Source organism: Pseudomonas sp. EL_65y_Pfl1_R83 (assembly GCF_963970695.1).
GTDB lineage: Bacteria > Pseudomonadota > Gammaproteobacteria > Pseudomonadales > Pseudomonadaceae > Aquipseudomonas > Aquipseudomonas tritici.
The window spans coordinates 1-15582 of the sequence record NZ_CAXAQI010000026.1 but is presented as its reverse complement, the minus strand read 5'-3'; the positions used below and the strand labels follow the sequence as shown (position 1 = coordinate 15582).

The 15582-nt window shown below is 59.5% G+C and carries 9 protein-coding genes and 1 pseudogene; 3 read left to right on the top strand and 7 right to left on the bottom strand.

Annotated features, from left to right (window positions below; genetic code table 11):
* Nucleotides 1–204 precede the first annotated feature (204 nt).
* On the top strand, nt 205–6096 hold the full coding sequence (locus tag AACY08_RS26320; RefSeq protein WP_339472071.1) for a dermonecrotic toxin domain-containing protein: 5892 nt from the start codon (nt 205–207) through the stop codon (nt 6094–6096).
* Between the two features lie 3 nt (nt 6097–6099).
* On the opposite strand, the gene argR is transcribed toward AACY08_RS26320, so the two are convergent.
* The 7 genes from argR to acs form a co-directional block, all read right to left on the bottom strand.
* The gene (argR, locus tag AACY08_RS26315; RefSeq protein ID WP_049711881.1) at nt 6100–7080 is read right to left on the bottom strand and encodes a transcriptional regulator ArgR; all 981 of its coding nucleotides are present in this window, start codon (nt 7078–7080) and stop codon (nt 6100–6102) included.
* Between the two features lie 160 nt (nt 7081–7240).
* A complete protein-coding gene (locus AACY08_RS26310; RefSeq protein ID WP_339472070.1) occupies nt 7241–8005 on the bottom strand; it encodes an ABC transporter ATP-binding protein in 765 nt (254 codons plus the stop codon).
* Nucleotides 8006–8032: 27 nt separating this feature from the next.
* Nucleotides 8033–9145 carry a succinylglutamate desuccinylase/aspartoacylase family protein gene (locus tag AACY08_RS26305; RefSeq protein ID WP_339472069.1) on the bottom strand — a complete coding sequence of 371 codons (1113 nt, stop codon included), beginning with the start codon at nt 9143–9145 and terminating at the stop codon, nt 8033–8035.
* Between the two features lies 1 nt (nt 9146).
* On the bottom strand, nt 9147–9845 hold the full coding sequence (locus tag AACY08_RS26300; protein WP_339457272.1) for an ABC transporter permease: 699 nt from the start codon (nt 9843–9845) through the stop codon (nt 9147–9149).
* Nucleotides 9842–10531, bottom strand: coding sequence for an ABC transporter permease (locus AACY08_RS26295; RefSeq protein ID WP_032886746.1), 690 nt, complete (start codon nt 10529–10531; stop codon nt 9842–9844). The genes AACY08_RS26300 and AACY08_RS26295 overlap by 4 nt, the downstream gene beginning before the upstream one ends.
* A 90-nt stretch (nt 10532–10621) precedes the next feature.
* A complete protein-coding gene (locus tag AACY08_RS26290; protein ID WP_339420778.1) occupies nt 10622–11407 on the bottom strand; it encodes an ABC transporter substrate-binding protein in 786 nt (261 codons plus the stop codon).
* Nucleotides 11408–12039: 632 nt separating this feature from the next.
* Nucleotides 12040–13995 carry an acetate--CoA ligase gene (gene acs / locus AACY08_RS26285; protein WP_339420780.1) on the bottom strand — a complete coding sequence of 652 codons (1956 nt, stop codon included), beginning with the start codon at nt 13993–13995 and terminating at the stop codon, nt 12040–12042.
* Nucleotides 13996–14392: 397 nt separating this feature from the next.
* On the opposite strand from acs, the gene AACY08_RS26280 reads away from it, so the two are divergent.
* Both AACY08_RS26280 and AACY08_RS26275 read left to right on the top strand, forming a co-directional pair.
* On the top strand, nt 14393–14662 hold the full coding sequence (locus AACY08_RS26280; RefSeq protein ID WP_339472067.1) for a DUF2790 domain-containing protein: 270 nt from the start codon (nt 14393–14395) through the stop codon (nt 14660–14662).
* Nucleotides 14663–15239: 577 nt separating this feature from the next.
* Nucleotides 15240–15582 (top strand): annotated as a pseudogene (locus tag AACY08_RS26275) (ribonucleotide-diphosphate reductase subunit beta); the annotation flags it as partial.

Genomic DNA, 15582 nt, shown 5'->3' with positions numbered 1-15582 from the left:
GATGCAGGGATTGTAAGGACAGTTTTCAGTAGGGCCTTGCCGCCAAGCGACAACTTCTTATAGCGCCAACCCGCGATTTTGGCGGGTTTACGCCAATGCGACAAATAGCATCGCAATGGCGCAGTTTAAACTAACTATCTAGAGCAGGCCGGGGGAAACGCACTGATCTACTGATGTGCTTTGTTGCCATTCAGAGTTGCGCCCATGAGCACGCCAACACCCCCTACTGATACTGTTCAGCCCGACAGCCACTATCACCTGCTGCAAACCGCCATTCCCGACTGGCTGGGCAAGGCCTCCAGCGCCAAGCACCAAGCCATGTCCCAAGCCAAACCAACACCCCTGCACACCCGCCCCGCGCTGCTGGGCGAACTCAAACGCCTGAACGCCGCTCACTGGAGCGCGCAAAATACCGTGGATGACGCGCTTAACAATGTGCAGGACCCCAGGACCTACGCACGCAGCATCCTCGAAGAAGCGCTGCTGACGCGTTACGGCCTGGACCTCAACAGCGAAGCCGTCTACCTGCGCCTGTACATTCCCCAGACCATCACGTTGTTTAAGATACCGTCCGGTGCCGCGCGCACCTGGACCGTGTCAGTGCTGGACGCCGCGCTGCACAACTTCGAGCAGGGTGAAACCGTCGAGGGCGCCTACGAGGCGGCATCAACCTTCATCACCCGCCCCACGCCCAGTGGACAGTTCGATACCCTGCCGGCCACGTTGGAAAAAATCAGCATCCGTGCGTTTACCGGCCTGTGCCGCGAACTGGATATCGGCGCGCGTTACAGTCGTTACCTGCGCCTGCAACTGGGTCTGACCGAACCGCTGAGCGCTGCTGTCATCCAGAACAAAGTCGAAACCAGCCAAAAAGCCGCCCTGCGTGCCGCACTGCATTTGGCGAAAATCGGTGCAGATATCAAGGACGACTTTGCGCAACAGGTCGAGGGGTTATTACAAGGGCGCAGCGACCTGACGCTCGGCAACCTGCCACTGCGTTGCCACGGCTTGACGCTGATGGGTGCGCCGCTGGCCGGCGTCCTGCTGCTTGCCCCAAACCTGGAAACCACGCGCACCGTGCAGCGCCTGGTCGCCTACGTACCGGATGACCCGCTGCATCCGCTCAAGGAATACCCATCGGCGCTGGCGTTCAAGCAGGAGCTCACCCGTCAACTGCGTAATGCCAATTACCAGACGTTTTTCAGCCGTTTCGTCTCCCATGAGCGCCGCGGGGTGTTTTTCGCAGGCCTGAGCCAGCGCCTGGCGCGCATTACCTGGCACCCGCCCGAGCATGGCAGCGGCCAGGCGCCGTGGCGCAAGGAGCCGACCGACGACCCCAAACTACAGTTCGTTGCCACCCCGATTCAGGACGATGCCTGGCAGCACCTCTATCAACAAAAACTCAACCAGATCCTCAACGACGCCCGCTCCCAGGCCGTGTCGACCGCCGAGGCCGATCGCGCAGCGCGGTGGGCGCGCTGGGACTCGTTCGTCAATGTGGCGTCGTCGATCCTCAACGCCGCGCTGCTTATCGTTGCACCGTTCATTCCCGGGCTGGGCGAGCTGATGCTGGCGTACATGGCCTATCAACTGCTCGATGACCTCTTCGAAGGTGTCATCGACTGGGCCGAAGGGCTTGACCAAGAAGCCTTTGGCCACTTGATGAGTGTGCTGCAATCCTTGGTACAGCTGGGTATTTTCGGCCTGGGGGGCCACATCGGCGTCGCCGAGCTGCGCAAAGTTTTGCCTCAGGAAGTGCTGACCTTTATCGATCGCTTCAAGCCCGTCACCTTGGCCAATGGTGCCAAGCGCTATTGGAAACCCGACCTTGCCCCTTATCAACAAGACATCAAACTGCCGCCGAAACTGGGCCATGACCGCCTGGGTCTGCACCAGATGCGCGGCGAGCCCATGCTGGCACTGGAAGACAAGCTGTACACCGTGCAAAAAGCTGCTGGGGACGAAGACTATGTGATCAAACACCCTACCCGCCCCGACGCCTACACCCCACGTCTGCAACACAACGGCGCAGGCGCATGGCACAGCGAACTGGACACGCCCTTGCAATGGGACGAACCCACCCTGCTGGGGCGCCTGGGACATGGCGCGCGCGGTCTGGGTGAGGCCGACCGACGCTTGGCCTTGAACCTCAGCGACGTCAAGGAAAACGCCCTGCGCCAGATGCACGTACGGGGTGAGCCGATACCGCCCCTGCTGGACGATACCCTTGAGCGGCTGCGCATCGATCGCGACCTGCAAACACTGATAGACCAGCTCAACAGCGACAACCCTGACGACCATGCCCAGATCGACCCCCAGGACACGCTCCAGTTGCTGACCACCCACGGCAACTGGCCTAAAACCCGCTCCCTGCGCATGCTCAACGCCGAAGGCAGGGCTGCCTGGGAGTTTGGCGACATGCGCATGCCGGTCGTGCAGATCCATGAAACCCAACTGGCCAATGGCGAACTGCTCAAGACCGTACTGCAAGCCCTTAGCCCGGAAGAAATCCGCGCCCAGTTCGGCGAAAGCGCCGCTGACCCGCAACTGAGCCTGGATAACCGCGTCAAGCAACTGCGCAAAAAGCTTGGGCGACTCGCCGAGCAAAATCGTATCGAGCTGTTCGAGTCGCGTTACGCCCAGCAGCAACTGGGCCAAGGTACGTCGACGCAGCGGTTGGTTCAGGCGGCGCCAGGCTTGCCGGCCAAGGTCGCTACACACTTGCTGGACCACGCCAGCGCAAATGAACGGTCTGAGCTCGACCATCAACGCACACCACCGCGCCTGGCAGACTTGGCAAGCGCCGCACTGGCCGAACTACGCCTGAACCGTGCTTACGAGGGTCAGCACCTAATCGCCTCCCCCAATCTGGACAGCGAAAGACTGGCCCTGAACACGCTGAGAGTCCAACCGGGCTGGTCGCCAAATATGCGCATTGAAGCCCGACACCTGACCGTCGACGGGGAGACATGGCTGCACATCGGCTCGGATGATGCGCCGCTCTTACGCACGCTGGTGCGCACCGCCGACGGACGCTATGTCCCTCACGACGAAAAAGGCCCCCTGTTTGGCGAAACCGACCTCTATACCGCGACGCTCAACGCGCTGCCCGACGCACAACGAAGCGCCCTAGGGTTCCACGTCAATCAAGGCCCGGCGCTGCAACAACGCCTGCGGCAACACCCACTGCCCCGCGACGAACTGCGAAAAGTCCTGGATCCCGAGGTGATCCGCCCACCGAGTCGGGAAACACTGCACGCACTGGGAATGGATGCGGGCTACCGCGTCCAGGCAGGGCCGGCAGCGTTACCGTTGACCTTGGAGCAACGCGCACGGGCACTCTACCCGGCATTCGACGCGCGACAAATCAACGACGTGCTCAACTATCTGCGCAGCCAACCGGAAGGTGCTGCTAACGGCCTTGCGGCACTGGCCGAGGAGTACCGCCAACTGGACAGTGACCTAAGTACCTGGCGGCGACACGTCATCGACGTCCACCCCGACACAGGTCAGCCTTTAACCGCGCTTGAACGCAGCAACGAGCGCCAGAACCGGCGCATGATCGCCCAAGCGTTGCGACGCTGCTGGCGACGCGAAACCGAAGTCGACGACTACTTCGATGACCCCTCCGTTGATGGCCACAGCCTGCGACTGGAGTACCCGATCCTCGGCGCGCTGCCGGAACTGACGGCCAACTTCAACCACGTGTCGCTGCTGACGCTGAGCGGACACCCCCACACCCCTGGCGCCAACGCGTTTGTGCAATGCTTCCGGCAACTGCGTCACCTTTCGGTCAGGGGCTTCAACCTCGGCAGCGTTCCAGACTCCATTTTTACCCTGCCACGCTTGAATTCCCTGAGCTTGAGCAATTGCCAGATCCGCCTGGACCCGGCCAGCCAGGCCCGGATTGCATCACTGCGCCGCTTGCAGACGCTGGAACTGGCTAACAACCCTCTGGGCCTGGCACCCAGTATCGAAAACATGCCCGATCTGATTCACGTCGACTTCTCGAACACGGGTATCGCGCAGTTGCCCGCCGGTGCCCTGAGTCGCGCCGAACTACAAGTGGCGCTGCTCAACGACAACCAAATCCAGACGCTGCCACCTGGTTTTTTTGAGATCACCCCGCAAAAAGCCAATACTTTCTTCCTGAGCGACAACCCGTTGTCGCTGCCCACGCTGGAACAGGTCAAGAACTACTACCAACGCCACGGCGTTGATTTCGGAGCCGACGCACCGCCCGCGCAGGTGCACGAGGCACATAGACTGTACCCAAGCCTGGCAGAAACAGAGCTCAACCGATTGATCTACAACCTGCCAGGCACACTCGAAGCCGGCCGTATCGAACTGGCGCGCAGGGCGGCTGAGCTGGAAACACTGCAAGGGCAACTCACCCAGTGGGAACAGACACCAGGCACTGCCCCACAAGAGGTTGCACGCAGAATCGCGCTGCGCCGGTTACTGGAAAGCAGCTGGCGACGCGAATTGACCACCGGCAGCCAACAACGGCACTCGCTGATCATTCCCCACAACCTGGCTGGCGAACTGCCCACTTTGGACGCTTCGTTCACGCACATTACCTCGCTGATGATCCGGGGCAACGACGCATTCATCAACGTCGAAAGCTTCCTCAACCGCTTTCCCGAACTGCGGGCGATCAGTCTTTATCGAGCGAGACTGGGCGATATCCCATCCGCAATTTTTGCGCACCTCAAACTCGAATTCGTGGATCTGGAAAACTGCTCAGTCCACCTGACGCAAACCAGCCGCGCGAACCTGGAACGCATGACCCAACTCAACTACTTGAACCTGAGCAACAACCCCTTGGGCGAGACAGCGGACTTCAGTCAACTGACCCACCTGACGACCCTGCTTCTGCGAGACACTGGACTCTCGGCCGTGCCCCCCAGCCTGTTGACGGAAACACCGCGCGCCCTCATTGATCTGTGCGGTAACAGCATCACGGAACTGCCCCCCGATCTTTTCGCGCTACCAAGCCACGTCAGCCAAGCATTCGACCTGTCTGCCAACCCACTGACGCGCCAGGCCCTTGAGCGGGTCAAAACCCACTGCCAGCGTACTGACGTATTTTTTAATATCCAGACACCTGCCATACAACGACGTCGCGCTAAACAGCTCTACCCCAAAAAACAGGAAAAAGACCTGAACAGATTGATTTTTGGACTACCCGGCGACCTGGACGGCATTGATAACGCACTGATTGCACTTGAGGCTGACTACCATCAACTGGTCGCCGACCTCCAGCGTTGGACTGATGCTATTCCTGAACAGCATCCACTGGTTGGCGGCGTACTGGGCGACAGTCTGCGCGTCGAAGAAGAGCTCAATCGCCGGCGCCTGAAGCGTCAGCTTGAAAAGGCGTGGCGCCGCGAGACCCCGGAAGACACAGAAAGCCTGGACGATCGTTTTTCTCACGCCGTAGTACTCGACGTGTCGATCATCGGCGCAATGCCAGTCTTGAGGGCAGGTTTCGAACATGTGACCTCGCTCGAAATCAAAGGCGCATTCACCGTCACGGATGTGAATGGCACGCTTACCCGCTTCGGTGCCCTCCAGACCTTGATCGTCAGCCATTGCACGCTCGGTGAGTTGCCATCTGCGATTTTCAGCATGCCCCATCTGAACACGCTGGACCTGTCGCACTGCGAGATCAGCCTGACAACGACCGCGGCCCGCGCAATGGGTGACCTGCACAGCCTTGAGTATCTGCGCTTAGGCAACAACCCACTCAATAACGCGCCGGACGTCACCCACCTGCAACAGTTGAGCTCACTGCACTTACCGCACACGAAAATAAGCGAAGTGCCTGCCGGTGTGTTTCAACTACCCCTGCTGCAAAGCCTCGACCTGAGCAGTAACTCCATTACGAAGATCCCAGCGCAACTGATGGAAATGCTGCAGGTGTTCGACGCGGACTCGGATTTGAGTGGCAACTCCTGGTCGCCAAAGAGCATGAGGCGCTTGCGCGCGTACTACCAACAGACAGGGATCGATTTCCAGATCCAAGGCGTGACCGTGGATGAACACGGTGCCCCATTGGTCACGGAATCAGACGACGCCATGGATGAGGAGTAACGGCTAACCGCGCTCGGACGGCACTGAAGACAACTCGAACGGACTGCTGCTGCGCCGCTGGTTGCGGTCTTCACGCGGCGTGGCGCCGAAGAAGTTGCGGTAGGCGCTGGAGAAGTGCGGCCCCGAAGAGAAGCCGCATGACAGGCCGATCTGAATGATCGACTTGCTGGTTTGCATGAGCATCTGGCGCGCCTTGTTCAGGCGCAATTCCAGGTAGTACTGGCTGGGGACGCGGTTGAGGTATTGCTTGAAGATGCGTTCGAGTTGTCGTCGCGATACACAGACGTGCTGGGCGATTTCATCGGTGGTCAGCGGTTCCTCGATATTGGCCTCCATCAACAAAACCGCCTGGGTCAGCTTCGGATGACTGGAACCCAGGCGGTTTTGCAGTGGAATGCGCTGGCGCTCGCCGCCTTCGCGAATGCGCTCCACCACCAGCTCTTCGGAGACTGCACCGGCCAGTTCGGCGCCGTGATCACGGGCGAGTACTGCCAGCAGCAGATCGAGCACTGACATGCCACCGCAGGCGGTGAGGCGGTCGCGGTCCCAGTCGAACAGATGGCTGGTGGCGATGACCTTGGGGAAACGCTCGGCGAAATCGTCCTGCCAGCGCCAGTGCACGGCGGCGCGGTAACCGTCGAGCAGGCCAAGCTGGGCCAGCGGGTACACACCCGCCGACAAGCCGCCAATCACGCAACCGGCGCGAACCAGCTGCTTGAGCGCGGTGCTCAGTTGCGAGGCGATGACGGTCGGCGGTTCGTCCGCCAGCAGGAACAGTTTCTGGAAGCCCTCGAGCTTACCGGCCCACGGCTCGCCCGGCAGTTGCCACGCGCCTTCGGCCGCCGGTTCCGCGAGCAAAAACGACAGCTCGTAGACCACGTCCGGATGCACCCGCTGAGCAACGCGCAAGGCCTCCTCAGCCAGCGCAAGCGTCAGGGCTTTTGTGCTGGGCCAAATCAGGAAACCAATTTTATGGGCGGTCATGGAGGGCTATCCGAAACGAAGAACGGTAATGAAGACAAGGGCTAATGCTAGCCCGTAAACCAACACAAATCTCTAAAGCTGATGAAGATCCAAATGTGGGGGCGGGCCAACCTGAAGACTGCCGAGCATGCACTACTTCAGTGCACAAAAGCAGCCTTGATTATTTCAAGCTGCCTGACAAGAACTGCTGCAGACGCTCCGACTGAGGGTTCACCAGCACTTCACGCGGGTCGCCACGCTCCTCAACGATACCTTTGTGCAAGAACACCAGTTGGTTCGACACTTCACGGGCAAAGCCCATTTCGTGGGTCACCACCACCATGGTGCGGCCTTCCTGGGCCAGGTCCTGCATCACCTTGAGCACTTCGCCGACCAGTTCCGGGTCGAGCGCCGAGGTGGGTTCATCGAACAGCATCACCTCCGGCTCCATCGCCAGGGCACGGGCGATTGCCACGCGCTGCTGCTCACCGCCGGACATATGGCCGGGGAACGCATCCTTACGATGGCCCACCCCAACTTTGGCCAGGTAGTGCTCGGCCTTTTCACGGGCTTCTTTTTTCGACATGCCCAGCACGTGCACCGGCGCTTCCATGACGTTTTCCAGCGCGGTCATGTGCGACCACAGGTTGAAATGCTGGAACACCATGGACAGGCGCGAACGCATGCGTTGCAACTGCTTAGGGTCGGCGGCCTTCATGGCGCCGTCTTTGTTGGCCACCAGTTTCAGCTCTTCGTTGTTGAGCAGAATCTTGCCGGCGTGAGGTTGCTCGAGCAGGTTGATGCAGCGCAAAAAGGTACTTTTGCCCGAACCACTGGAACCAATGATGCTGATTACATCACCGGCCGCGGCGGCCAGGGACACGCCTTTGAGCACTTCATGACTGCCATAGCGTTTATGCAGGTCTTGGACTTCAAGTTTGTACATGCGGTCGGTTCTCACAAAAACAGGTGGTCAGTCGTTGAGCAAGCGCCCGTGACGCAGCGCTTCGCGCCCCGCCACCTTGGCCAGCCAGAAACCCGCTTGGGCATAACGTAGCCGTTCAACGGCAAACAACACCCCCGAGGTGCCCGCGCAAACGGTGCTCACGCGGTCGTCCAGGGGGTCAATCACTTCAAAAATCGGCTCGCCTTTCTCGATCCACTCACCGGCTTTACGCAGGTAGCTGATCACCCCGGCGTGGGGGGCGAACAGCAGCTCGGTGCCTTCAAAGGGCATGCCTTCGCACGGTGCGTGTTGCGCAGCCGGCCATTCACCCTTGATCAGGCCTTGCTCGGCGAGAAACGCGAGAATGCCTTCCGCGTGGAAGATCGCCTCGTCACGACCAGTGTCGGCCTGGCCGCCCAGTTCCAGGGTCGTCGCCAGGCAGGCCAACGGGATCTGTGCTTCGGGGAACGCCTGGGACAAGCGCAGCCACGGCAGCGAGCAGGCTTCATCAAACGAGCTGCCGCCGGAATCTTCCGCCAGCAGGCCGACCTTCACACCCAAATGCGCCGACAGCGAGCGCCACTGCGGCCAGTGCTGCGGCAGCGCATACATGTGCAGTGCGGCTTCAGCGTCGCAATGCAGGTCGAGCACTACATCGGCGGTGCAGGCGTGGCTCAGCAGGATGCGTTGCATGCCTTGCAGCTGGCTGCTCGGCTCGGGCAACGCGCTGAGCGCATCGGTCATCGCCTGGCGGATCATGCGCACATTGGCGTGAGGATCATCGCCCAACTTGCCGTCCAGCAACGCAGCAACCGGCTCGCTCAACTCGACGAAATCGCGGTTGAAGTTCTTGCCGCTGCCCACTTCGAAACGGCCCTGGTGACTGCCTTGCAGCAACTGGCCCAAGCCCATCGGGTTGGCTACCGGCACCAGCTCGATCACGCCATTGAGCGCACCTTGCTGTTCCAACTCGGCCAGGCGCTTTTTCAGCTCCCACGCAGCGCGCATGCCGGGTAATTCATCGGCGTGCAGGCTGGCCTGGATATACGCCTTGCGCTCGCCCTTGCCAAAGCGAAACACGCTCAGTTGGCGCTCGCACCCCAGGTGGCCCCAGGGCAACAGGTGATCGATACGTTCCATATCAGTGCTTCCGCGGAGCCAGGTAGCTGAGCCAGCGGCGCTCGGCCAACTTGAACAGGCGCACCAGGATAAAGGTGAGGCACAGGTAGAACACGCCTGCGGTGATATAGGCTTCGAACGGCAGGTAGAACTGCGCGTTCACCGTGCGCGCGGCACCGGTGATGTCGATCAGGGTGACGATGGAGGCCAGGCTGGTGGTCTGCAACATCATGATCACTTCGTTGCTGTACTGCGGCAGCGCACGGCGCAGCGCCGACGGCAGCAGGATGCGGCGATACAGCTTGTAGCGCGACATACCCATGGCCTTGGCCGCTTCGATCTCGCCGTTGGGCGTGGCCTTGAGGCTACCGGCAATGATCTCGGCGGTGTAGGCGCTGGTGTTGATCGCAAACGCCAGGCACGCACAGAACGTGGCGCTGGACAGCAGCGGCCACACGAAACTCTCGCGCACCGCCTCGAACTGGGCCAGGCCGTAGTAGATCAAGAACAGCTGCACCAGCATCGGCGTGCCGCGGATCACGTAGGTGTAGAGCCAGGCCGCGCCATTGACGATCGGCTGCTTGGACACACGCATCAAGCCCAAGGGCAAGGCGGCGAGCAGGCCGAAGAACAGCGAGATGGCGAGCAGTTTCAGAGTGATCAGCAGGCCGCCGAGGTACAGCGGCATGGCTTCCCAGATGACGTTGTAGTCGAAGATCATAGATCAGCCGCCCTTACGCCTACCGAGTAGCGTTTCTCAAGATAACGCAAGGCCAGCAACGACACGCTGGTGATCACCAGGTACATCGCCGCCACTGCGAGGAAGAAGGTAAAAGGCTCGCGGGTGGCATCTGCCGCCTGCTTGGCCTTGAACATCATGTCTTGCAGGCCCACCACCGAAATCAGCGCGGTGGCCTTGGTGAGTACCAGCCAGTTGTTGGTAAACCCAGGGATAGCCAGCCGAATCATCTGCGGCACCATCACCCGGAAGAACACCTGAAAACTGCTCATGCCATACGCAAGGCCGGCTTCGGCCTGGCCCTTGGGAATGGCCATGAAGGCGCCACGAAACGTTTCCGAGAGGTAGGCGCCAAAGATGAAACCCAGGGTGCCGATGCCGGCGGCCAAGGGGTTCAAGTCGATATAGTCGTCATAGCCAAGCATCGGCGCGACGCGGTTAAGCAAGTCCTGACCGCCGTAGAAAATCAGCAGGATCAGCACCAGGTCGGGGATCCCGCGGATCACCGTGGAGTACAAGTCACCCAGCCAAGCCAACCAGCGCACCGGCGACAGGCGTAATGCGACCCCGATCAGACCCAGAACAATGGCCAAGGCCATGGACGACAAGGCGAGCTGAAGCGTCAACCATGCGCCATCGAGGATGACGGCCCCGTAGCCTTTCAACATGATTCAGGTCCTCGAAAAGGGGATGAAAAAATGGCGCAAACCTCAGGAACTCTGTTGCTTGCGCCATTTAGGACAGACAGCTACGACGGTTTACTTGGCTTCAGCGCCGTAAATATCGAAGTCGAAGTACTTTTTCTCGATTTCTTTGTACTTGCCATTGGCACGGATCGCGGCAATCGCTGCGTTGATGCGGTCCAGGTTTTCCTTGTCGCCTTTACGTACCGCAATGCCTACGCCGTCGCCGAAGTATTTGACGTCGGTGAAGGCCGGGCCGGTGAACGCGTAGCCTTTGCCGGCTGGGGTATCGAGGAAACCTTCCTGCAGCAGGGTAGCGTCAGCCACGGTGCCGTCGAGGCGACCGGCTTCCACGTCCAGGTAGATTTCGTTCTGCGAGCTGTAAGGCACAACCGTGGCGCCTTTAGGGGCCAGGACTTCCTTGGCAAAACGGTCATGGATCGAACCGCGCTGCACGCCGATTTTCTTGCCTTTCAGTTCATCCAGACTGTCGCTGACCGCAGTGCCTTCCTTCAACACCAGGCGCGCGGGGGTCAGGTAGTAGCGGTTGGTGAAGTCCACGGACTTCTTGCGGTCTTCAGTGATGGACATGGACGACAGGATCGCGTCGATCTTGCGCACTTTCAGCGCGGGGATCAGGCCGTCGAATTCTTGCTCGACCCAGGTGCACTTGACCTTCATCTCTTCGCACAGCGCGTTGCCGATGTCGTAGTCAAAGCCGACGATGCTGCCATCGGGAGCTTTAGAGGCAAACGGAGGGTAAGCCGCTTCGATACCAATTTTCAGCGGCTTGCCTTCAGCGAAAGCCTGCATGGACAGCACGGACAGCGCCAGGGCGCCCAACAGCACGAGTTTCTTCATCTTGGGACTCCATCGGTATAGGGCAAAAACAGCAGTATGAGCCATGGCCCACGATGCGACTTAAAGGAAACCGAATTGCGGTGCTACGTCCTACGCCAGTTAAACCTGCGACGACGAGCGAGTGATCGGCATTCTAACGACAGGCTGGAAGCCGATATTTCCTCAATGCGACAACAATTTACAGAAGCACCGAGAAAGCCGTTCCAACTCATTGACAGCCTCTGGATTTTATGCAGAGACAAAAGACATTAAACCTGTAGACGCTGCAAGTTGCGGGCCTATTATTCGCAAACCCTTCTAGCACGGCAAGTGTGGCGTTTAATCTAATTTGTTGGGGTGTCTGGAATGCGGCTTTTGCGGGCGGGGACGTAGCACTTTGCCTCATGTTTGGGCGTGAGGTTACACATTTGCGTTCGACGGTAACATTCAGAAACCTCCTAGGTGAGAAACCGATATTTATTGGCTTGGATGGAATGAAGATCTGTCAGACACCATAAGGCCTGCTTTGAAATGCCGTCAAAAGGTGGGCGCTGGCTTGCCTGCTCCCACCTTTGATCTTCATTGTTTTCGGGATCCCACAAAAAAGCCCCACCCGGCTCACACCGAATAGGGCTCTGTCCCACCAACCCGCCTTACGCGACGTTCATGGTCTTGTGCGTTTCAATCAAATGCGCCACTACACCCGGGTCTGCCAGGGTAGAGATATCCCCCAAGCCGTCATACTCAGCCGTGGCGATCTTGCGCAAGATGCGACGCATGATTTTGCCCGACCGCGTCTTCGGCAACCCGGGTGCCCACTGGATCACATCCGGCGAAGCAATCGGCCCGATCTCTTTGCGCACCCAGTTTTTAAGCTCCAGGCGCAGCGCTTCGTTCGGCTCTTCGCCATTTTTGAGCGTGACATATACATAGATGCCCTGGCCCTTGATGTCGTGCGGCACACCCACCACCGCCGCTTCGGCGACTTTCGGGTGGGCAACCATGGCACTTTCAATCTCGGCGGTGCCCATGCGGTGGCCGGACACGTTCAACACGTCGTCCACGCGGCCGGTGATCCAGTAGTAACCGTCCTCGTCACGGCGCGCACCGTCGCCGGTGAAGTACATGCCACGGAAAGTCTTGAAGTAGGTATCAACGAAACGGTCATGGTCGCCGTACAGCGTCCGCGCCTGGCCTGGCCACGAATCGAGGATCACCAGATTGCCTTCGGCAGCCCCTTCAATCAGGTTGCCCAGGTTATCCACCAACGCCGGCACCACACCGAAGAATGGCCGCGCGGCCGAACCCGGCTTGAGCGCGTGAGCGCCCGGCAGTGGGCTCATCATGTTGCCGCCGGTTTCGGTCTGCCACCAAGTGTCGACAATCGGGCAACGGGATTGGCCGACGTTCTTGTAGTACCAATCCCAGGCTTCCGGGTTGATCGGCTCGCCCACCGACCCCAATAAACGCAGGCTGCTGCCATCGGCACCTTCACAGGCAGCGGTGCCCGAAGCCATCATCGCGCGGATCGCGGTCGGTGCAGTGTAGAGGATGTTGACCTTGTGCTTGTCGACGATCTTCGCCACCCGGGTGATGTCCGGATAGTTCGGCACGCCTTCGAACAGCAGCGTGGTCGCGCCATTAGCCAGCGGGCCGTAGACAATGTAGGTGTGGCCAGTGACCCAGCCGACGTCGGCGGTGCACCAGTAGATCTCGCCTGGGCGGTAGTCGAATACGCGCTCATGGGTCAGGGCCGCGTACAGCAGGTAGCCACCGGTGGTGTGCTGCACGCCTTTGGGCTTGCCGGTTGAACCGGAGGTATAAAGGATGAACAGGGCTTCTTCAGCGCCCATCTCTTTGGGTGCGCACACAGTGCCGGCCACTTTCATCAGGTCTTCGTACCAGATGTCGCGATGCTGGTTCCACTTGATCTGGCCATTGGTGCGCTTGCACACGATGACTTTCTGGATGCTGCTGGTTTCCGGGTTGGTCAGGGCGTCGTCAACGTTGGCCTTCAGCGGAATTTTCTTACCGGCGCGAATGCCTTCATCGGCGGTAATCACCACCTTCGACTTACAGTCGATAATACGACCGGCCAGAGCCTCCGGCGAAAAACCGCCAAACACCACCGAGTGAATCGCACCGATGCGGGTACACGCCAGCATGGCGACCACGGCTTCGGGGATCATCGGCATATAGATCGTCACTACATCGCCGCGGTGCACATCCTGGCCGCGCAGGGCGTTGGCGAACTTGCAGACTTGTTCATGCAGCTCGCGGTAGGTAATGGTGCGGCTCTCGGCTGGGTCATCGCCCTCCCAGATGATCGCCGCTTGGTCGCCACGCTCAGCGAGGTGACGGTCCAGGCAGTTGTAGGAAACGTTCAGCGTGCCATCGGCGAACCACTTGATGTCGACATGGTGATCGTCGAAAGAGGTCTGCTTCACCGTGGTGAAAGGCTTGATCCAGTCAAGACGCTTGGCTTGCTCGCGCCAGAAACCATCGGGGTTGACCACCGACTGCTGGTACATGGCCTTGTAGGTTGCCTCGTCAGTCAGCGTGTTGGCCGCTACTTCGGGGCGAACGGGGTACAGGGAAGCCGCACTCATCTTTCTTACCTCGGTGACATAGTTGTTTTTGTATGGCCCTGTTGTAGCCGGGGCTGGCCTATAGAACCATTCGACGATGGTAGTAACAAGCCCCTACAAATTACCCTGACATCCCCGTTCGCGCCTCTAGCCCGCGGGCTGCGGCGCTTGGCGGCTGTGTGAAAAAAGCTTTACCACGGGATTGTTACAAAAACCGCCAAAAGTGTTTATCAAAAGTGCGGGTATATGAATATAACCCACACGCCTAGAATCACTTCCGCCAACAAAGGCACCGCGATTGACAACGTAACAGCCCCCACGAAGGCAACGTTAATCCGAACTCACCAATCCTAAGTGACACACGTGGCCTCACAAGGGCCCCGTGACCCCTTTCGCCCTGAAGAAGGTAAGTAAAGAAATGAAAGCTTTATTAGTTATGGCCTTGAGCAGCTTGTGCGTCACCGCCGCCCTGGCCGACGAGGCCCCGACTGAGCTGGCTGGCCAGAACCCGCCGATTGTTGAGGACTACACTTACAGCACCCACCTGGACGTCGCCAAAGTAGTGTCGATGAGCAATGTCCCGGAAGTTTGCGAAGTTGTACCGGTGAAGATGGAATATGAAGACTCGCACGGTCAGCGTCATATTCTTAATTACCACGTGATGGGCAATGGTTGCTCTAACGGGTAATAACTTATTAAGACAGGTTTAACCCCGGATCTTGGCCGCCGCAAGAAATTGTTCTTGCGGCCAAGAACCAGTCTTGAATACACCGCAAATCAAATGTGTGTGTGGCTTGCCGGCGATAGCGGTTTTAGCCACAGCCACGCGCCAAAGCCATGCTTGCCTTCCACTCTCCCTCCCCCACAAAAAACTCCCGCCGTCCGTCAAAAATTTCGAGCCCCAGCAAAGCCTTATAAAACCGCGCTCTGGCCGAAAAACACGCCATTCTGACCGGTCTGCGTGACCACCCGTCCCAACACAAACCCATTTTTTTCCCCTACAATGCGCGGGTAAATCGGGCCTGCAATATCCCTTTACACAGGGACGAAGAGACAGACCTGAGGCCTCCGCAGGAGCAAGCACGCACCGCTCCGCACCTCAAGCCTCACGCAGAGTACCCGTAACCCTATTCCGTTTAATGCCTGCGCTAGCTGCTGCAACAAACGATTCCTTAAGATCCACCGCGGCCTCTGGGCCGTGTGAACACCCAACCATCCGGTTTCACACGGGCACCTTTGAGCCCTCACGCAGGAGACGACACGTCATGCTGAGCTGGGACGAATTCGACAAAGAAGAAGAAGGCGAAGTAGCCACCAAAGGCGCCAACGCCGGCCACGCCACCGAAGCCAACATGGACCGCCTCGACGGTGCCGGCGCTGCCGCCGCCATCGAAGCCCGCGCCGTCACCGCCAATGACTCCGCCGCCATCGTGCGCGCCAAGGCCGCCCTCGACAAACTCGACATCGCCGAAGGCCTCGCCGAGCTGGAAGGCGCCTCCGCCCGCGTCGCCGTTGACGAAAAGCGCATGATCAACTGCCGCGCCGACCTCAACCAACTCGTGCCCTTCAAGTACGACTGGGCCTGGCAGAAGTACCTCGACGGCTGCG